Here is an 18,953-nt window from a genome sequence, read left to right as displayed (position 1 = left end):
TTTTGTTGATTATAGTTATATTAGTTTTATGTGTGTAGAAAGTTTATTTTTTTGGATAGAAAAACCAGCAGAATAAGTGCATGTCGTGGTCGGGGCTGGTGACTGGCGGAGTTTACGGTGTATGGAAAAAAAACCGCCCGGGGAGGGCGGAAAAACCACATCCAGAAAAACAGGGGAATGCAGTGCAACACAATGTTCAGAAGAATCATGACAGGCTATGCTGGCAATTGACAGGCTATGATGGGACGACTGGAGTGCAAAATAACACGTATCACTCTGTAAATGACGGAGGGGGTCGGGGTCAGTCCATCAATGGCTCAGAAGTGTCTAGATTATCCATGGCGATTCACAGCGTAAATGAATAATTTACGCCCAGACACAGAAATATAAATCAACCTGATTACAGGCAACATTCCTGTAACCAAGTGCTGAAAGCAGTCAGTGCCGCAGACTTCTGTTTTGATTTTAATGTCGTCATCCAATAGCTGCCCATATTTACATGAATGTCAAAAGGAATTTTAAGTAGTCCAAGATCTAGTTCCCTTTTAAACATACATGATGGTGCTAATGCTATGCCATCAGATATGCTAGTGGCATCAACCATAAGTCTTGATGAATCAAAAATAGGCCCTGTAATTACCCATGGCTCAACACCTGCAACTTCAAGCCAGTTATACCACTCATCCTGACGATAGGTTCTGAATAATAATTTATACCGTAGATGATTCGGCGAGAGAAGATTTTCTGCAACAACAGGGGAACATAGTACAGTATGCGGGGCAGCAAAAAGCTCGATATTCTCAGTAAGAGTCCATTTTCCCGTTCCAAAACGAATTGACGCATCAATACCTTCATTTGCTAAATTAATTGTATTATTATGGGTTAAAATCCTCAAATCAATCCAAGGATATTTTTCATAAAAATCCTTAAGCCGAGGTAAAAGCCATCCAATAGCAAAGGTTCCTACTACTGCAACAGTAAGCACTTCGAGAAATTTACCTCCGCGAAATTTTTGTAAGGCTGAATCCATACGATTAAATGCATCGTTAAGAATTGGAAGTAAATGCGCACCTTCTTCAGTAAGAACTAATCCTCGCGGCAGCCTTCGAAACAGATTGACATTGAGGAGGTTTTCAAGAGAACGAACTTGTTGACTTACTGCAGCTTGACTAACATGTAGTTCAAGTCCAGCGCGTGTAAAGTTAAGGTGGCGGGCTGAAGCCTCAAAAGCCCGTAACCCGTTTAGTGGCAAGCGATTTCTCATGATATACTAGCCTAAAGGTTTTACTTATGTCTAAGCAAAGATTTTATAGTTTGTCATCATAAAGATCAAAAGTAAAATTCAAGGTGTTAAGCAACTGAAGATTCATGAGAGGTGTAATTTTTTAACTTTTGTCTATATGAATGGGAATGATTTATCATTTACCAATCCCTATACCTTATATTTTAACAGTTAACAAAATATTGTCCTTGGAGTGTTTCATTAAACACTGGCGCAATAAAGCCACCAATTTAATTCTCCATGGGAATATGCAAAGATCTTTTTATGCTTACATTCTTAGTTAAGCTTTTAACATACAAAAAGATGATGAGTTAATATCTCAAAATTATTTGTTGAACCATCTAGAGGTGTTATAAATGTTTTTTTTAAAAAAAAGTGCAAGTACATTTGTTTTTTTGCTCTGTCTTCCATTGAACTCATTCGCCTCCCAGGAAAGTAATGGTGTTGAGCAAATGAAGGAATTGGAAAATTCTTTTGGGGGGCGGATAGGTGTTTATATTTTAAACACAAAAAATGGGAAAGAATTTTCCTACAGACAAGATGAGAGATTTCCTTTATGTAGTTCATTTAAGGCGTTCCTCGCTGCATCCGTATTAAAAAGAACTCAGGATAAATCTGTTTCTCTTGATGATATGATGGAATATTCTGGACGTGTTATGGAAAAGCATTCTCCTGTATCAGAAAAATACCGCGAAACAGGAGCAAGCGTGCAGACTTTGGCCAAGGCAGCAATTCAGTATAGTGACAATGGAGCTTCTAATCTATTAATGGAAAGATACATAGGAGGTCCTGAGGGTTTGACTGCATTTATGCGGTCAACGGGAGACACTGACTTCAGGCTTGATCGTTGGGAATTAGAATTAAACTCAGCTATTCCAGGCGATGAACGTGATACTTCCACTCCAAAAACAGTGGCTATGAGCCTTAATAATATTGCTTTTGGTTCAGTACTCGATGCTAAAAATAAATCCTTGCTACAGGATTGGCTTAAAGGCAACACTACTGGTAATGCGCGAATTAGAGCTGCTGTTCCAGATAAGTGGGTTGTTGGCGATAAAACAGGCACCTGTGGTTTTTATGGTACAGCCAATGATATTGCTATTTTATGGCCAGATGCCAATTCACCTGCAGTTATGGCTGTCTACACAACACGTCCTAATCAAAACGACAAACATGACGAAACAGTTATAAAAAATGCTGCAAAAATAGCTATAAATGCAGTGTATGGAAGTACTAAATAATTTATATGTAATTAAATTAATTTTAATGCGCCATGAAAACCCATAAGTATATTCAATGGCGCTTTTTTTTGATTATTTTAAATTAATTGCCTTGCCAGCTATATTTTTTATTCAGGCCTGAATTAAATTTTTAAGGGGAGCAGATGCGGTTTCGCATTCTGAATGAGTTGAGGATGGTGTTATATCGATAGCGAAGACTGTTTTTATCTCTATCTGCGAGTGTACATCATTTTACATTCAGTAATTTATGGATATAATTACTGTATCAGTGTAATCGCCCGAGGAAGGTTCGTCTGACGGTGAAAGGTTCACTTGGCCATAAAGCTGATGCTGTTGCCATTTCCCGGTTCCGCGATCTATTTTCGCGTTTAATCCTTCAGCCCAACGTTCTTTTTGTGCAGAATCTTTGAATAGCGCATATGGGATTTTATTGTTAGTTCCATTATTCATCATAAATCCTGTGCTGCTCCCATTAAGAGAGCGTAGTGATACACTATAAATGGTTTCATTTGTACATTTTATATTAATTGTACTCTGCGAAAATTTTTTCGAGCCTGACATATCAATAATCTTGCCAAAATCAAGACTGTCTGCTGTCACATCACAACGTTTGGTGACATTTGCTCTGACATTGAATGAAATCTGATCCGCAGGGAGAGACTCTGTACAACTGTCACTAAACGGCACGGAGCTTGCGTACCATGAAAGGGAAGGCGACTGAAGTGTAAACCTGAGGTTTACTGGTCCTGCCGATAAGGTGATCGGGTCGATAAGCATTTCTGCGGAAACAGGAATTTTTTCAGTCATATCTGTACGGGCATTCACTATACGCGAAATATGTATAGGAGGGTTTCCTTCGCTCCAGGGAAGGCCGGTCGCTCTGTCTCTGAAAATTATACTGTAATCCCTATCGGAAAGTGAATCGATTGTCAAATCTTTTGAGGAAGGTGTCCTATTTAAACAAAGACCCACATACAGCGGTATTATATCTCTGTTGGTACAGGAGAATTTTACATATCCGTATGCCGACTGTTTCGATAACGGCTGCCCGGTAACAATATTACCAAAATCAAAATCGCTTATTTCAGCCTTACAAGTTATATTGCCTCCGTAAACGGGAAGGGAAAAAATGACGATCAAAAGTCTGAAAAAACGTAATGAATAAAATGAAATCACGAAACATCTCCTACTGACGCAATTACTGACATGTCACGCTGTAAGTTGGAACAGCGTCTCTGCTGTCGGAATGATGGGAGAACTGACCGCTGCATAAACCCGGAATTCCTCTTCCTGCATCGGATAAGTGTGCAATGAAAGAATTTTCATTATTTAGCCCTGTAATATAAACCTGCCCCTCAAAACCTACGATAAATTCTTCGTTACCTGAGTTGATTTTTAAAACTGTGCCCGCAGGCAAGTATTCACCATGATGATTCGTAAGCACAAGAATGGCGGCACGAACGGGTTTTATATCAAACTTGATAATGTTACCTGATTTGTAAGCAGGAACAATTACTTTCTCAATATTGGAAAATTCATAATCAGCAGGTAATGACAGAGTATCAATACTTATTTTATTCTGCTGAAATGACGATAGTTGGGGAAGGAACAGATAACCCGAACTGTTTGTGATACCGGCAAAGCGGTTATCCACATAAACGGGAACGTCCCCAATTCCTGAGGTGGAAACGCTGGCAAACGCATCCTGAATAGGTCTACCTGCGTAGAAGTTATTATTAAGATAAGCGAGCGAGCCAGCCATTCCCAGCGAGATGTACCCCTCTGTTGAGACATTCCCGCTGAAGGTCGCATACGTCCCCTGGTACTCAATATCTCCGTCTGCAAATTTATATGCAGGAGCACTGCTGATTCTTCCTTTCCAGGAGAACCCGCTTTCACCTCGTGAACTATCGCTCAAACTGAGACTATGAAAAACAGCACCATCGTTGTATCGGGAGTTATATGCCACATACGTATTGCCAAGAGGTATAGACACTCCTGCAAAATATGATGCATCATTCCAGTTTCCGGTGGTTATCCGGTGCGTAATGTAAAGAGACAGGAAGTCTGCAAACCCTTTCTGCCACGATAACGATAATGTCCGATATTGTGAGTCAGTGTGAGTCAGTGTATCGGTATTGCTTAGCGAAAAAAAACCGAATTTGTCTGTACCGATCCCCATGGAAGCTGTGATATTGCGTTTGGCAATATCATTACCGTAAAGGGATGGGATGTCTTTAAACGCTTTGCTGAATGTTTCCCATGAAAACTTTGAATAAAAGAAACGATTGTTCCACTGATGAGTAGCTGCACTTCGATCACCGGTATATCCATTGTAATTACTGAATGAATGATTCCATGTAAGCTCTCCCAGATAAGGATGGGGGGTGACCACCATGCCAGCACCTGCATGCCTGAACGACTGAGCTATTTCAGCATGATTTTCCAGAGAGATATTCCGGTTGAGCCCATACCGGCTATTCGCGTTAATTAAAAGTTTGTCATCATAGGCATTTGATTTAACACCATAATGACTACGATAGAAACCTGTATCTATACTCCATTCCGATGCACCTGCTTTGAGCTGGTTTGCAGAGAAATAGACTGGCTTCGTAATTAGTGTTTTTCCGCCAGTTTGTCTATCAGTTATCCATAGTTCAGCGTTACTGAAGCCTTTCGTCTGTGGTATTGTCAGCAGAGTAAACGGGCCACCAGGTATACGTTGCCTGAAAGAGTTTGAGCCATCGAGTAAAAGATCAATTTCGGAAGGGGCTTTAGGCGTGAACTCAAACTCAAGCGGTGCTACTTTTGTGCTCCCGGGACTAAGCGGTGTCGTGTTAGAGATTTTAATGCCAGCGAAACGGTAAGGACGTGTCCACGAAAGAATATCTGTCACAGCATCTCCGGCCTGAAGTGTGAAGTTAGTGTCCTGCCATAAAGAGTCAAATCGTGTATCAAGGCGCTTGGTTGTTATTTTTCTTTCGTCACCGTAGTCAAATGCGTTAACCATGCTAGTAGAAAAAGTTGCCATGCTGCTCATGCCACGAAGTTCACTGAATATCCCAGAGCTGAAATTTCGTTTATCCGTATTGTGTAACAGCTGGTAGTTAAGCACGGCTCCACCATTAGTTGAGTCTGCGGGGATAAACTGGTCTTCAATACCGTAGTGCCTTCTGTCAAGTGTCGTGTTGCTGTCTGCAGTTTCCAGTTTAATCAACTGTAAATGAGGATTAAATTCAATACTTACGCTTTGGTTAGCAGATAGCTCGACAGTAACATTGTTATAAAAAGTGCGTGTTAATCCAATCTCGCTGAGCACTTCACTATTAGCAAAGATTCTCTTTCCCTGTATGTCGAAGGGGTGAAAGCCCCTAGATACGCCATTTAAGATAACATCAAGATAGACTGTATAGTGAGCTTCACCAGAAATATCAGGTTCTGGTCGGCGCACAGCTGAAGTATGTTCTGTTGCTTCAGTAATCGAGGTAGAGCATATGAAAAGGAGGCTACCCGCCAGTAGCCTAGACATAAAAGATGAAGAAAAAAGCATATTTGTGTTTATCGTAAATTTATTAACTGTGTATGTTTGATTCCGCTCTGCATAAATTCAATACTCCCACCGTTATGTATTACTGCTGAGTTCAAACCGCTATCCCATTCCATTTCTTTTCCAGGAAGGACATAACCAAGCCCACTCAGGCGGAGCGGATACTTTTTACCTGTAGGAGCAATGTAATGAATATCGTAAAGATGGCTTATATACGCTCCGGTGTTTACTACCCTTATAAAATGTTTCCCTTCTTTCTTAATGAGGGAGAGAAGAGTTGTTTGTGACGTTTTATCCACAGGTCTGTTAAGCACGAAAACAGGAAGCGAGTACTCCATTACAAAATCAACGCCTTTCTCTTTTGTTGATGGTGCCGGGAGTTCGTTTACCACAATCCTGTAGGCTTCCAGTGGGGATGAATTGTCTGACTGCTTCCCCCTAATCACGCGAACCAGTTGCTTTCCACCCGGAGGAATTTTAGTGAAAGGTGGACTGATAATCAGGGACGAAGTGGGAAGAAGTACATCTTTATTTTCTCTTTGATCCCACTGGTATAGTCTTATCTGAGCATCAATAGCCGTTGATTTCGTGTTCAGGAGCCACATTTCAGTCGCTTTGGTGTTTTCTGCAAGTTCTACCGAAAGGGGGGTGACCTGCAACCCGGTCGCTACTGCCGCTGAACTGGTAAATAGCATCACCAGTCCAGCGGACAAAGTGACCATGATTTTCAAGACTTTCATGATCAAAACAAACATTTTTAGTAATGTACCTGAACCTTGACTATATCGTGATAGGAGCCTGATGGCGCATCAAATTCAGATCCGGCTACTTTTACATATACAGGGTAGTTCTGCTTACGGCCATTACCAGTATACTGCTGAAGATTCATGCTTCCCCATGGAGTCGTGGCAGCCTCATTAGAATACAAGCCGTAATTGATTGTATGGCCTTCAGATGATTTCATTTGTCCTTGTCCAACCGGGGAATCATTTGAAGGAGTGAGTGATATAGTATAAGGCTTCAGGTCATTGCATTTGATTTTTAGCATAGTATCCTTAACCACATCACCGTCAATAGCTTCTGATACAGTTCCAAAATCAACATCCTGAATATTATCAATTTTACAAAGGCTGCTTACGGCGATTTTTACGTTAAATGAGTTTGTTTCTATTTCAGCATAGGCTGAATGTGCAGAAACCATCATGAATAAACAGCCCAGAGCGGCCGTTAACTTATTAAGTATCATTTTTCTTCCTTAAGTGATGTTAGTATCAAGGTATTCAGTAAATGATAGCCATTCAACAGTAAATTGGCGTTGAGTGGGGCCAAATGTGTCAGGCATTAAAAAAACTGAACAGAATAATATTAGCCAAATAAAGATACAATAAGTACAAAACATTGCAATCACCGTTAATTTAGTTTTATATACTTTGATTTTACCACTTCATTGGTTTTTGCATCTATTAAATGCGCGAAATTAGAAATATACCCCCCCCGGCAATATTTCTAACTACTGACTCATGCAGACAGCTCTGGCCAGCGTGATCTAGATCAGTTGAGTGCTTTCCTCCACGAGCCACAAGCGGATACTACTGTTGATAATTGGCAGTACATTTTTGTGTTCACCATTGATACCTACTGAAATAATTTTTATGAATATCCGCCAGAAAGGGAAAAGGGGGACGGGACTGTAACGCTCTGGTTTTAATGTGGAGTGTGCTGCAGCTACTGTCATGATAGAACACTGTCATGGCTCATCTCCTGCCATTAAGTTGCTACCACTCATTTTCTCCGGCAATGGTAGTGATGAGCTTCTGAGATAAAAATGTATTACCTGAAGCTTTTTTGAGATAATTATCAACTCCGGATATACTTAAAGATATATTCATCTTGATAGTGAATGAACGTACATACAGCATTCCCATAAATACGCATCCGTTTTAATGCACTATCTGATTCGATATAACCGATGCAAATCCAGTGTCTTATGCCCCCTTGCAGATCCCTCGCAGCAGCCTCAGTTAGTTCCCACTGCTGCTTCCCTCAGTCGCCCGCTCCTTACATCCGGCTGCGAACTGGATTATCTGCTTCGCCATTCGGACTCTTATATAGTGCCACCCTCCATCCTCCACCCGCCGCCATCGCGACATTATATGCTGATATAAAGGTTGTGCATAGTGTTATAAATTAATATTTATGTAATTGAAATATTATCTTTCAATAACCACCCTGTCCTTCCTATTATTTTTCCGCAATTAGAGCGACCTAATCCCATAAACCGTCGCCGCATTGCTGCATCATGCGCAGCGGTAAAATAAAGCCACTATGCGCCTGCCTTGCGGTTTTTTCAGGCAGATTTGAGGAACACTTTAATCTTGCCCGCAGGACGCTTCATTTTGTGGATGCGCCCTGATTTTCCGCCCGGCAATCCTGCTTTATCCTGGAATCAAGCGCCACAAAGATGCAGAACTGCGGTTTTATTGCCTGGATGCAGGAATGCTGCTTACTGCTTTTACTGACTGGAGTTTCTGGTGAAAAACACCCATATTACCCGCGCGCCGCTGTTCCTCGCGCTTATTTTCGTTATGCCTTCCGCCAGCTCAGCGGAGCCACAAACCAAACTGGAGCAGAAGACCACCACCTACTCTGTCGGCCTCAGTGCAACCCGTCTGATATACACACCGGGCTCGACAGGGGTTTCCGTCACTATCAATAACCCGAACGATTTCCCTGTTCTTGCCCAGAGCGAAGTTTCTCCTGATGATGGTGGGAGCCGTGTACCGTTCTCGGTTACCCCTCCCCTGTTCAGACTTGACGCAGGCCAGCAGAGCCGTGTGCGCATCATAATGACCGGCGACAGCAGCCCGAAGGATCGTGAATCCCTCAACTGGTTCTGCGTGACAGGTATCCCGCCTGAAAAAGGGGACGCCTGGGATGAGCGCAAGGACGCCAAAAACGGCAGCGCCACACTTGACGTTAAGGTTAAGCTTCGTCAGTGCATCAAACTCTTTACACGGCCTGCAGGTCTGAGCAGCACCCCGGAAGCGGCAAGCTCAGAGCTCACCTGGTACCGCGATGCTAAAGGGGTGCGGGCGATGAATAACTCGCCTTATTTCATTAACCTCAAGACCATCTCTGTGGGTGGAAAATCCATTGATGCCCCGGACTATATCGCGCCGTTCAGCAGTCGCATCTACACCGTATCCGGTGGTACCGGTCCGGCCAGCGAGCTGAAGTATGTGGTGATTAACGACCTGGGCGGTGATAGCGCGCAGGTAACCGCCCGTATTCAGTGATGATTTTCATCTTTAGTTTTCCGGGGAGCCATCAAACCATGCGTATTACTGCGATATTTTGCGTGCCTGCCGTTTTGACCTGCCTGACACTGTTTTCAGAGTCTGCGGCCGCACGCACCTATACTTTCGACCCGGCTATGCTGGGAGAGGCCGGGGTCGGAGCAGACATAAGCCTTTTTAACGAAGGTGCGCAGCTGCCGGGAACCTATATGGTCGACATTCTGCTCAATGGCCAGCGAGTGGACAGCCGGGAGGTTGTGTTCTCGCTGGTGCGTGAGGATAACCGTCCCGTGCTTTACCCTTGTCTGAGTGTCGAACAGCTAGCGCGCTATGGCGTGCGCACAGAGGATTTTCAGTCGCTTGACAACGGTTCCGGCTGTGCTGATCTTTCCATACTGTCCGGGACAACCTACAACTTCAGCTTTAGCGAGCAGCAACTTCGTCTGTCGGTACCGCAAATCCATCTTCGGCCCGCCAGTAAAGGAATTGCGCCACAGTCTCTGTGGGACGATGGTATTCCGGCTTTTCTTATGAACTACAGCGCCAGTACAAGTCGCACCGAACTGCGCGGTAACAGTGGGAAAAATAGCGACAGCAGCTTCGCGCAGTTGAGTCCTGGTCTGAACGCCGGAGCTTGGCGCCTGCGCAGCCAGTCCAACTGGCAGAAACAGGAGAATACGCAGGCGCGCTGGCAGACAAGCTATACATATGCCGAGCGTGGCCTTCGTGGCCTGCGCAGTAGGCTGTCCCTCGGAGACCGTACCACGGAAGACAAAGTATTTAACGGTGTACCGTTCCGCGGCGTAATGCTGGCTTCAGACGAGCTGATGGTGCCTTATACCGAACGCGCTTTTGCCCCTATGATTCGTGGTATCGCCCGAACCCAGGCGCGCGTTGAGGTTCGACAGGGAGGATACCTGCTGTATGAAACCACTGTGGCTCCGGGTCCGTTTGCCCTGCGGGATCTTACCTTGGCGGGCCGCTGGGGCGGAGAGCTTCAGGTGTCAGTGCGCGAAAGTGATGGAAGCCAGCAGACCTTCAGCGTACCCTATCAGACCCCCGCGGTCTCTCTGAAGGAAGGGTATCTTAGTTACGGCCTGATGGCAGGCCAGTATCGGCCTGCTGACCATAACACAGAAGCTGCAACTATTGGGCAGGCTGTGCTGCTCTACGGTCTGCCTTATGATCTGACAATCTACGGCGGCTTGCAGGGTGCAAAAGCGTATCGGTCCGCAGCGCTCGGGCTGGGAGTATCCCTTGGTAATTGGGGATCTGCGTCTTTTGACGTAACCGGTGCCCAGGCGCAGCTGCGTGACCAAGACAAAGAACAGGGAACGGCATGGCGTGTGCGCTACAGCAAACTCATCGACGCTACCGATACAACCCTTACCGTAGCAGGCTATCGTCATGCTACTCCTGGATTTGCGACTATTGAGGAGACTCTCAATAGCTACGGCCGGACTAATCCGACTGACAGTAACCTCTGGTACAACCGAAGTTACGGTCGCATGCGCTCCACGACCAGTATTGCCGTCTCTCAGGCAATAGGTCGTTTTGGTAGTCTGGGGATTAATTATTCCATCACAGACTACTGGCACCATGACGGAAATGACAATAACTATGGCCTGAGCTACGGAATGGGACTGCCATGGGGGGCAAGGCTTTCACTGAGTCAGTCCCGTACGCGGAGCACCACTGCCACTGGGGCAATTCGAAATGAGTCACTGAGCAGTCTGTGGCTCAGTTTGCCGCTCACAAGTCGTGCCGACAGCACCATCACAGCCTCTTATCAGGGCACCATGGGCCGCAGCGGGGATACCCATAGCCTGGGTCTCAACGGTTCCGCTTTGGACCACCGCCTGAACTGGGACGTACGCCAAGCCCGCAGCCTCAGTCGTGAAGGACCGTCAACGAACAACGGCTATATGCATCTGGGCTGGAGCGGAGCCTATGGTAATGCCGGGACTGGTTACAGCTATAACACTCAGCAGCGTACCGTTAGCGCAGAACTTAATGGCGGTATGATTCTGCACGAAAACGGATTGACATTCGGACAGAACATACCGGGCACTGTTAGCCTGGTGCAGGCCCCCGGTGCAGCAGGTGTTTCTGTCAGTGGCACCTCCGGTGTGCGGACCGATTATCGTGGGTACACTTTGCATCCGTCGGTTACACCGTATCAGGAAAACATAATTAGTCTTGATCCGCTGAGTCTTGCTGATGATGTAGAAATCACCCAGACGGATGTACGGGTGGTACCTACTCGTGGAGCCGTCGTCACGGCACGCTTTAATACCCGCTCCGGTGCGCGTGCTCTGATGCGTCTGACGCGGGTAGATGGCAGCGGTGTTCCATTCGGCGCTCTAGTAACCGTGTCTGGGGCGGAAGGCGGTGCCGGCGTTGCCGGCGCTGGCGGTGAGGTATACCTAACCGGACTGCCGGTAAAAGGTAAACTTTTAGTCCGCTGGAGCGGAAGCGAGTGCAGTGCAAACTATACACTCCCTGCAAGTCCGGGAGCTTCAGGCGTCCATACCATACAGGCGACGTGCCGCTGACGGCACCCACAGGAGAATTAGATGAGAATTCTGAAAGCAATCTTGCGGGCGACCCTGGTCGCCATAATCCTGAGTTTCCTGCAGTCGCTTCCGGCATCGGCAGACATTCCGCATATCGATTTTCGCCCGGAAGCGACCCGAACCGCCGGGCCTGTTGCAGACGGCTCCCTGCTCGGAAGGGGGCGGGTGACCTGGAATGGGCCGCATGAAGGTTTCCGTCTGTGGCTGGAAGGGGGTCAGGATGCTGGCGATTATCGTCTTGCACTCACCTCCCCCGGTGGTACAGGTCTTCCACTTCGGGTCAGGATTGAGACCGACGAGCCGGCGACCGCAGAAGATGCAGGACGTGGCCTGCGTATTCTGAGTAGTCAGAACAGTGTCAATTTCAGGATAGTTACGGACGGCCATCAGGAGGCAAGCCCCGGCATGTGGCGGTTGCTTATCGGGGCGTCAACGGTGCTGAGCCTCTAAAACACAACTCCTTTTACTGTGACCATGGGTACGAAAGGCCAGTAATTTTCGGATCCGTAAAGTGTGGTTCAGCAGGGTCAAAACCCAGAATAATGGAAAAAAGATGATTTATAAAATGAAAAAACTGGTTTTTGCCAGTGCCCTGATATGGTCTTCAGCATCCGTCCTCGCCGCTGACTTCAGCGATCGTCAGGTGATCGAGGCTGACCTGACCTATGCCCGCCAGCTTAACAAGGTGACACTGAAACTGAGCCAGATTAAGAATCTGTCCGCGGGGCAAAATATACAAGCTGGCACGAAAATTGCGAATCTGAGTGTGATTAGCGAGTACCCAGCACAACTGGGCTTCCGCTGGTCCGATAAAATATATCAGAGCATTCAGGAAAATGGCAGAATTGTTCAGGTTAATCATGTGAGTGAGCCAAATACATACGTGACTCTGGCATTTGCTGAGAAACAAGGCGTGAGTCCGATAACGGAGGGAACCGACACATTCTTCGTGTCTGATGTTGCCGGCAACCTGACTAATGATATTGTTCTCGCCGCAAACCAAGACATTATGCCGGGATCATACCTTATAGCTGTTGATGCCGCAGTGTACAACCCGTAATTCCTGCCCAGGCTATTTCCTTGTTAATACATAACAATCGGAATGATTAACATGAATATAAAGATGACAAAGCTGATTATTGCAGGCGTCATGGCGGGATTGTCTGCACCGGCATTATCCGATGCCTTCAGTGACCGCATAAATGCAGACGTCTCGCTGGAATTCACACGCGACATAAACAGTGTCACCCTGACGCTCGAGCAAATCACAGGTCTGTACGCTAGCGTGACGATGGAAGCTGGTACGAAAGTAGCAACTCTGCGCGCCAGCAGTGAGCGTGACGAGAAGATTGGATTCCGCTGGTTGCTGTCCCCAAGTCAGGGGGTGAACGGCAATGTCGTGACGGTGAAAAACAAAACACAGCCAAAAAAAACTTTGAAGCTGATGTTGAACATTTATGACCTGACAGCGACTGTGCTGGGTACAGAGACGTTTTACGTCTCCGGGCAGAAGGGGCCGGTAGAGGCGGACATTAGCTTGGCTGCAGCTCAGGAGATTGAACCGGGTGTGTACCCGGTCTCAATTCAGGCTGCGGTATATAACGATTGACATAGCATTTGCAGCCGGCGGGTTGCAATGCTCCTGAAAAGAATGCCAGATGAAAAAACGCTAATGGAAAGGCTCTCACATATAGGAATAGGTCAACTTAGCTAGTTTAAATAGCATTAACTGTGAAGCTTAGATTTTTTCCTCAATGATACTTAAACAATTTGAGGCAAAAATATGGCAAAGGACGTCAAAATTACAGTAACTAATTTTTTGAAAAAAATTAATCTAATGCAAGCGAGAAACGCCATGACAAATTTAAAATCCCTTACAATTGCAACCCTTCTGATTGTTAACGCTAGTAGTTTTGCCGCTAGCTTTTCAGATAATGTTTATAAGGAAGTGACTTTTGAGGTTAAAAAGGCACCAGTCCCCATTACAATTTCTATAATACCTATGGAATTAATTGAAAATGACTATCCCAAGGGAACCAAGATTGCTGATATTAAGATAACGACCGACAATGGTTCATCACAACGTTTAGCGCTCAGATTTAGTCCAACCAATTCAAATCAAGTAACAGAAACCTCTGGGAGTAAAACCATCCTAAAAGGAAAAGGGAAAAACTTTTCACATGAATTACCTTTGCAGCTTGTAGGTGATGCAGTGAGCTATTCATCTATTAATGGCATAGATATGATTATTACAGAAACAACAACGCCGAGTTATACGTTTAGTGCAATGTTAGCGGGAGAGCATAAAATTAATGCTGGCACATATACATTAAGTGTTGAAGGGGCGATATATAACCCTTAAAAAATGATTTGTATCAGTAAATTACATATCCTACATGCCTCTATAATAGGCCTGAGAAAACTCAGGCTTATTAACTACATCTATTCTGACAACACTTTTCTGTTTAAAGAGCGTCTGGACGAACAGGATGCGTTGATCCTCGCCCTGCAGGAAAAACCGAGCAACCGGAACGTGAAATAGACCATCTTCAGGCACAGCAGTATAAACTCCGCAGAATGAACTTCGGCAGCCGTTCTGAAAAGGAATCTCGACATATAGCAATCTGACCCGGCTTCAGAAAAAAAGCGATGCACTGACCGATCAAGTGCCTCACCAGCTGCGCTGGTCTGAGTATACGAAGACCCAACTGTAGGTTTTCCTCGTCATCAGTCCATCATCAGCGTATCTAGTGTCAGATCGCGAGATAAAGTCAGTTTCATCTATGTAACAGGCGAAGAGATCGATAACCACCGCCAGATAGAACCAGCCTTGGCTGGTACGGTGTGGAGTAAGAGGCAGGGCGTAGTCGGACTATTTCCCTGCCTCTCCTCCCCGAACCGGACGTGCACCTTTAAGCGCATCCGCTCTATTTAAATGCTGGCGAACGCCATTGCCACTTCTGTAAAGCGCGATGTATACGTGTTTCTGGCTTCTTGCTTTGCCCTGACACGGTTTCGGTGATTTACACCACCACCTCATCAGGGAAGCGATACCTGTACGGTATTTTCGGGCCAGCCAGTGAGCCAGCTTCCAGAACACGGCACGGTCAATATAACTGAAGACTTTGACTTTAAAATCAACGAACTGGTAGAACGGAGACCAGTCTTTAAGTTTCCGGTTGAGTTGTTCAGCCATATCAACTTTGCTTTCACTGTAATTGCCTGATAACAGTGCTGTCAGTGATGCAGCGAAGTATCTGGTTTTTTCCTTCAGAATCGTCGAAACTACCCGCATCTCGCCATAACGACTGCGTTTGCGGATGATCCTGTGCCCCAGAAAGATAAAGCCGTCATTAACATGGGTGATTCTGCGCTTGTCCATGTTAAGCCTGATTTTCAGGCTGTCTTCGAGCCCCCCCGACACTCCTCTCTGATAATTCCCCCTGTGCTTTGGTGCCTTTGACGATAAGCACGAAGTCACCGGCATATCGGCAGTACGCCACAGCGGGTTTCGATTGCCAGTTTTCTCTGATTGCGGTACTTCGGCCCCGCTGGATACTGTTATTCCAGTACCAGCGATCCTTGCTGGCTTTCTCGCTCAGGTACCGGGTGATAGTGATAGACGACCTCGGGTATGTCAAACGCGATAATGCAGAAACTAATCTGTTATTACTGCATTACAAACCGGAACGGCCAAAGCGTGAGCATAAGGGTAAAATCGCAGTAGCAGAAAGCGATATGCGCTAGTGCTCTGGCGGCCTCGCTTTCTCAGCCTTCTGTGCGGCAATACAGCAGCAACATATCTCCATCGGAATATGAGGAAGGGGGGGATAGTCAGGAAAGTAGGTATCAGAGGAAAGCTGAGTGTCAGAGGTATCAGTCTGAACGCAGGTAAAGCGTTCTGGAGAGAACGGGTCGTACTTAATGAGATGCAGGAGGATAGCTGTTACGAATTATGGTGTTAAAGCAGCAAAGTGGGGGGGAACGAAAGGAAGAAACAGTCGATCACCATGAGTAAAGGATGTTAAAAAGCGTTCACCATGTTCTCGTCAGTACCAAAAAAACAGGGCGCGAGAGTATGGCGAAGTTAGATCTGTCAATTGCATATGGGCATAGAAGTCAATGAACACAGTAATTACAAAAAAATGAACAAAAAAATCAAAAAAAACATTTCTTTATGGGATTTTAATCTAATTTTTGGTTAATTTTGATATTATGTTTTGCGCTTGTTTTTTTTCATTTAATCTCGCACCAGCTAAAACAACTTCGTTTAGCTCAAACAAAAAACTCACAGACTCACAGGTATACAGAATGAAGATGAAACAAATTACTTTATCCATTCTAGCTTTGGCAGGAATGGCTGCATCTAACATGTCAACAGCTGCAAGTTTTCAAGATGAGACCACTACTAGTGCCACTATTAGCTTTAGCAGTCCTTCAGGACCAATTACTCTGAAAATTACCCCACGCTCGGATTTGACCTCTGGCACTGATGACGGCGGCAAACGACTTGCTTCTGTTTCTGTAAAAAGTTCTGATAATACACAAAAATTAGGTGTTCGTTGGAGTCCTTCAAATACAAATCAGATTATTAATAATTACTCAGCGAAAATTACCAACGAAAATGGTCATATCCTTTATGCGGCAATTAATACTGCTGGATTAACCCAAACATCAGTTGGTAATGATCTTTACTTCGTGAATGATAATGGTGGGCCAATCGCTACTGACATCTTGAGTGACGGTCCACAAGAAATTATGCCCGGGAACTATGTCGTAACCTTAGACGCCTCGAGTTACATCTCTTAATATACCTCTGACACTGCTGGGTGAAATATTCCCGCAGTGTCAACCAATATAGTCTTCGTTACAATCTTTCATGCTAATTACTCTAGTCATTCCGTTTTTCCTAAAGTAAAAACAAATAAAGCAGTAATAATTAATTTTTAACAGTCGTAGCAAAACCTGAGGCGTTCTCCCTTGCTTAATAAGCAGCCATATTAGCAATGTCTTCATAAGCCACATGACATGAGGACATCCCCATGAAGAAGCGTTTTTCCGACGAACAGATCATCAGTATTCTTCGCGAAGCGGAAACCGGAGCTTCTGCCCGTAAGCACGCCATTTCCGATGCCAATTTCTAGACCTGGCGCAAGAAGTTTGGTGGCATGGAAGTTCCTTAGGTGAAGCGGCTTAAATCTCTTGAAGAGGAGAGCGCCCGCCTCAAGAAGCTGCTTGCCGAAGCCATGCTGGATAAGGAGGCACTTCAGGTGGCTCAGGGGCGAAAGTACTGACGACAGGCCAGAAGCGGGAAGCCGTTGAGTTTATGTGTGATGCGACCGGTCTGTCGCAACGTAGTGCATGCGGACTTACAGGTTTGTCCCTGTCGACCTGCAGCTATGAGGCTCAGCGTCCGGCAGCTGCTGCGTCGGGAGGGCCTTCACGTCAATCAAAAGCGGGTATGCCGTATTTACCACCTTAATGGACTGAGCGTAAAACGCAGACGACGCGGTAAAGGGCTGATTTGGCAAGGTCTGTGTAGTCTGATTCCTCCCGGGGTTATTGAAGCCCGCAGCATAGCGACTGACGCACAGCCTGAGCCGTTCATCTGAAGCCCGAACAGTTGTCCGAACTTCAAATCGTATTTGCAAGGAGGGGTATAGATGAGCGTGTCAAATCACCGTTGTGCAGGCATAGATGTTTCAAAAGGTACTCTGGATATTGCAATCAGCAATAATGCCAGCCAGTTCACTGTACCAAATGGAACTGATGGTTTTACTCAAGTTCTCAGGGAGTTAAAGAGAAATGAAACAAGGTTGATCCTCATGGAAGCGACAGGGGGTCTGGAGTCAGGTGTGGCTTGTTATCTTCAATCAGAAGGCTTTGACGTTGTCGTCATTAATCCCCGCCAGGCTCGAGATTTTGCCCGTGCAATGGGCTATCTGGCGAAGACTGATCGTATAGATGCCAGAGTATTGCTTCAGATGTCGGAAGTGATTAACCAGCACCCGGAAAGGGAAAAATACATTCGTCCCTTGCCTGATGCCCACAGGCAGATTCTGGCTGCGATGGTGGCCGACGCAGACAGCTAACAGCCATGCTTACAGCCGAACGAAACCGATTACATCCCTCGCATCCTCTGAGTTATGAAAGCATTAGATCAATTATTTCGGCACTGAAGAGTGAGCTGGCTCGCATCCAAGGTGAAATGTTGATTCACATCAAGAGCCATTTCAGTGAGTTATCTGATCTACTGAGTGCAGTTAAAGGTGTTGGGGCTGCGACAGTTGCTGTATTGCTGACTGAAGTTCCTGAGCTTGGCTCGCTCTCTCGACGTGAAATTAGCGCCCTTATTGGGGGTGCTTCAGTAAACAGGGATTCCGGTACGATGCGCGGTCGCCGAACAGTATTCGGAGGGCGAGCTTCAGTCCGTACAGCGCTCTATATGTCAGCCCTGGTTGGGACGAGGCACAATCCGATAATTAAAGAGTTCTATACACGCCTGGTTGCCGCAGGAAAACCCAAAAAAGTTGCACTGACGGCCTGCATAAGAAAATTGCTGACAATCCTGAACGCAATGCTGAAAAAGAATGAAGCATGGGATCCGATGTATCACCAGCATGCTTCGTAAACGGGCGCTAAAGACAGTTGCTATGCTCAAACTATAGGGCAGGATCGTCTACCGGGGTGGGAGCAGCCTATAAGAGCTCGACGGTTGTAACTAATACTGGGGCAGTTCAAACCAAAAGCAAAAAATCATGATTAAACTACATATGCTTGTTTAGGAAGCTAAGAATACTCGCAAAGATGTTATGAAGATTTTTATTAAAAATTTTTTTAAAGTTACTGCTATTAGGTTCAGCCTGTATGCAGTTACTAAAGTGAGTTTATGAAATTTAAGATATAATTCATACTGGAGCAATGTTAGTGCCCTTACCGATCGGCATTATAGAATAAATTGCATTGCCACACTTTATTCTTTCTGTCGTATTAATCCACAAAATCAAGTTT

13 protein-coding genes and 6 pseudogenes are annotated in these 18,953 nt (G+C 45.5%); 12 read left to right on the top strand and 7 right to left on the bottom strand.

Annotation, left to right across the window (positions count from 1 at the left end):
- Positions 1 to 400 precede the first annotated feature (400 nt).
- The gene (locus tag FOY96_RS22890) at positions 401 to 1,264 is read right to left on the bottom strand and encodes a LysR family transcriptional regulator (protein ID WP_143346264.1); all 864 of its coding nucleotides are present in this window, start codon (positions 1,262 to 1,264) and stop codon (positions 401 to 403) included.
- Between the two features lie 374 nt (positions 1,265 to 1,638).
- On the opposite strand from FOY96_RS22890, the gene FOY96_RS22885 reads away from it, so the two are divergent.
- A complete protein-coding gene (locus FOY96_RS22885) occupies positions 1,639 to 2,523 on the top strand; it encodes a carbapenem-hydrolyzing class A beta-lactamase FRI-9 (RefSeq protein WP_140423309.1) in 885 nt (294 codons plus the stop codon).
- 237 nt (positions 2,524 to 2,760) lie between these two features.
- Here the strand turns inward: FOY96_RS22885 and FOY96_RS22880 are convergent, their stop codons facing one another.
- From FOY96_RS22880 to FOY96_RS22865, 4 genes are read right to left on the bottom strand one after another with little or no spacing between them, the layout of a single operon-like run.
- Positions 2,761 to 3,699 carry a Csu type fimbrial protein gene (locus tag FOY96_RS22880; protein ID WP_143347854.1) on the bottom strand — a complete coding sequence of 313 codons (939 nt, stop codon included), beginning with the start codon at positions 3,697 to 3,699 and terminating at the stop codon, positions 2,761 to 2,763.
- A gap of 22 nt (positions 3,700 to 3,721) precedes the next feature.
- A complete protein-coding gene (locus FOY96_RS22875; RefSeq protein ID WP_143347853.1) occupies positions 3,722 to 6,073 on the bottom strand; it encodes a fimbria/pilus outer membrane usher protein in 2,352 nt (783 codons plus the stop codon).
- Positions 6,074 to 6,081: 8 nt separating this feature from the next.
- Entirely contained in the window at positions 6,082 to 6,825 is a 744-nt protein-coding gene (locus FOY96_RS22870; protein WP_143347852.1) for a fimbrial biogenesis chaperone, read from the bottom strand.
- Between the two features lie 2 nt (positions 6,826 to 6,827).
- Positions 6,828 to 7,316, bottom strand: coding sequence for a Csu type fimbrial protein (locus FOY96_RS22865; RefSeq protein ID WP_143347851.1), 489 nt, complete (start codon positions 7,314 to 7,316; stop codon positions 6,828 to 6,830).
- A gap of 1,285 nt (positions 7,317 to 8,601) precedes the next feature.
- On the opposite strand from FOY96_RS22865, the gene FOY96_RS22860 reads away from it, so the two are divergent.
- The 7 genes and pseudogenes from FOY96_RS22860 to FOY96_RS23210 form a co-directional block, all read left to right on the top strand.
- Entirely contained in the window at positions 8,602 to 9,366 is a 765-nt protein-coding gene (locus FOY96_RS22860) for a fimbrial biogenesis chaperone (RefSeq protein WP_127728956.1), read from the top strand.
- Positions 9,366 to 11,921 (top strand): fimbria/pilus outer membrane usher protein, encoded by a 2,556-nt coding sequence (locus tag FOY96_RS22855; RefSeq protein WP_269473789.1) that lies wholly within the window; start codon positions 9,366 to 9,368, stop codon positions 11,919 to 11,921. The genes FOY96_RS22860 and FOY96_RS22855 overlap by 1 nt, the downstream gene beginning before the upstream one ends.
- 42 nt (positions 11,922 to 11,963) lie before the next feature.
- Positions 11,964 to 12,392, top strand: a complete 429-nt coding sequence (gene afaD / locus FOY96_RS22850) for an AfaD family invasin (RefSeq protein ID WP_164850603.1) — start codon at positions 11,964 to 11,966, stop codon at positions 12,390 to 12,392.
- Between the two features lie 103 nt (positions 12,393 to 12,495).
- Positions 12,496 to 13,002: a hypothetical protein gene (locus tag FOY96_RS22845; protein WP_143347850.1), complete on the top strand. Its 507-nt coding sequence runs from the start codon at positions 12,496 to 12,498 to the stop codon at positions 13,000 to 13,002.
- 63 nt (positions 13,003 to 13,065) lie between these two features.
- Positions 13,066 to 13,551, top strand: coding sequence for a hypothetical protein (locus FOY96_RS22840; protein WP_143347849.1), 486 nt, complete (start codon positions 13,066 to 13,068; stop codon positions 13,549 to 13,551).
- Between the two features lie 174 nt (positions 13,552 to 13,725).
- Positions 13,726 to 14,304, top strand: a complete 579-nt coding sequence (locus FOY96_RS22835) for a hypothetical protein (protein WP_143347848.1) — start codon at positions 13,726 to 13,728, stop codon at positions 14,302 to 14,304.
- A gap of 69 nt (positions 14,305 to 14,373) precedes the next feature.
- Positions 14,374 to 14,611: pseudogene (locus FOY96_RS23210) on the top strand (IS66 family transposase); the annotation flags it as partial.
- An 8-nt stretch (positions 14,612 to 14,619) separates the two neighbouring features.
- Here the strand turns inward: FOY96_RS23210 and FOY96_RS23310 are convergent.
- Both FOY96_RS23310 and FOY96_RS22830 read right to left on the bottom strand, forming a co-directional pair.
- Positions 14,620 to 14,796: pseudogene (locus FOY96_RS23310) on the bottom strand (IS3 family transposase); the annotation flags it as partial.
- Between the two features lie 77 nt (positions 14,797 to 14,873).
- Positions 14,874 to 15,550 (bottom strand): annotated as a pseudogene (locus FOY96_RS22830) (group II intron maturase-specific domain-containing protein); the annotation flags it as partial.
- 152 nt (positions 15,551 to 15,702) lie between these two features.
- On the opposite strand from FOY96_RS22830, the pseudogene FOY96_RS23205 reads away from it, so the two are divergent.
- From FOY96_RS23205 to FOY96_RS22810, 4 genes and pseudogenes are all read left to right on the top strand, one after another.
- Positions 15,703 to 15,970, top strand: a pseudogene (locus FOY96_RS23205) (IS481 family transposase); the annotation flags it as partial.
- Positions 15,971 to 16,253: 283 nt separating this feature from the next.
- Positions 16,254 to 16,751 carry a hypothetical protein gene (locus tag FOY96_RS22820; protein WP_143347847.1) on the top strand — a complete coding sequence of 166 codons (498 nt, stop codon included), beginning with the start codon at positions 16,254 to 16,256 and terminating at the stop codon, positions 16,749 to 16,751.
- Positions 16,752 to 16,984: 233 nt separating this feature from the next.
- Positions 16,985 to 17,494: pseudogene (locus FOY96_RS22815) on the top strand (transposase); the annotation flags it as partial.
- A 111-nt stretch (positions 17,495 to 17,605) separates the two neighbouring features.
- A pseudogene (locus FOY96_RS22810) lies at positions 17,606 to 18,573 on the top strand (IS110 family RNA-guided transposase).
- Positions 18,574 to 18,953: the final 380 nt, after the last annotated feature.

The organism is Enterobacter asburiae (assembly GCF_007035645.1).
In the GTDB taxonomy this organism is placed as follows: Bacteria; Pseudomonadota; Gammaproteobacteria; order Enterobacterales; family Enterobacteriaceae; genus Enterobacter; species Enterobacter asburiae_B.
Note: the sequence above shows the minus strand (reverse complement) of the source record. Positions and strands in the feature narration are given on the sequence as shown.

Coding starts and splice junctions, on each gene's coding strand:
- FOY96_RS22870 (WP_143347852.1), bottom strand. CDS start 6,825: ATGTTTGTTTTGATCATGAAAGTCTTGAAAATCATGGTCACTTTGTCC.
- FOY96_RS22890 (WP_143346264.1), bottom strand. CDS start 1,264: ATGAGAAATCGCTTGCCACTAAACGGGTTACGGGCTTTTGAGGCTTCA.
- FOY96_RS22875 (WP_143347853.1), bottom strand. CDS start 6,073: ATGCTTTTTTCTTCATCTTTTATGTCTAGGCTACTGGCGGGTAGCCTC.
- FOY96_RS22885 (WP_140423309.1), top strand. CDS start 1,639: ATGTTTTTTTTAAAAAAAAGTGCAAGTACATTTGTTTTTTTGCTCTGT.
- FOY96_RS22855 (WP_269473789.1), top strand. CDS start 9,366: ATGATTTTCATCTTTAGTTTTCCGGGGAGCCATCAAACCATGCGTATT.
- FOY96_RS22865 (WP_143347851.1), bottom strand. CDS start 7,316: ATGATACTTAATAAGTTAACGGCCGCTCTGGGCTGTTTATTCATGATG.
- FOY96_RS22835 (WP_143347848.1), top strand. CDS start 13,726: ATGGCAAAGGACGTCAAAATTACAGTAACTAATTTTTTGAAAAAAATT.
- FOY96_RS22820 (WP_143347847.1), top strand. CDS start 16,254: ATGAAGATGAAACAAATTACTTTATCCATTCTAGCTTTGGCAGGAATG.
- FOY96_RS22845 (WP_143347850.1), top strand. CDS start 12,496: ATGATTTATAAAATGAAAAAACTGGTTTTTGCCAGTGCCCTGATATGG.
- FOY96_RS22840 (WP_143347849.1), top strand. CDS start 13,066: ATGACAAAGCTGATTATTGCAGGCGTCATGGCGGGATTGTCTGCACCG.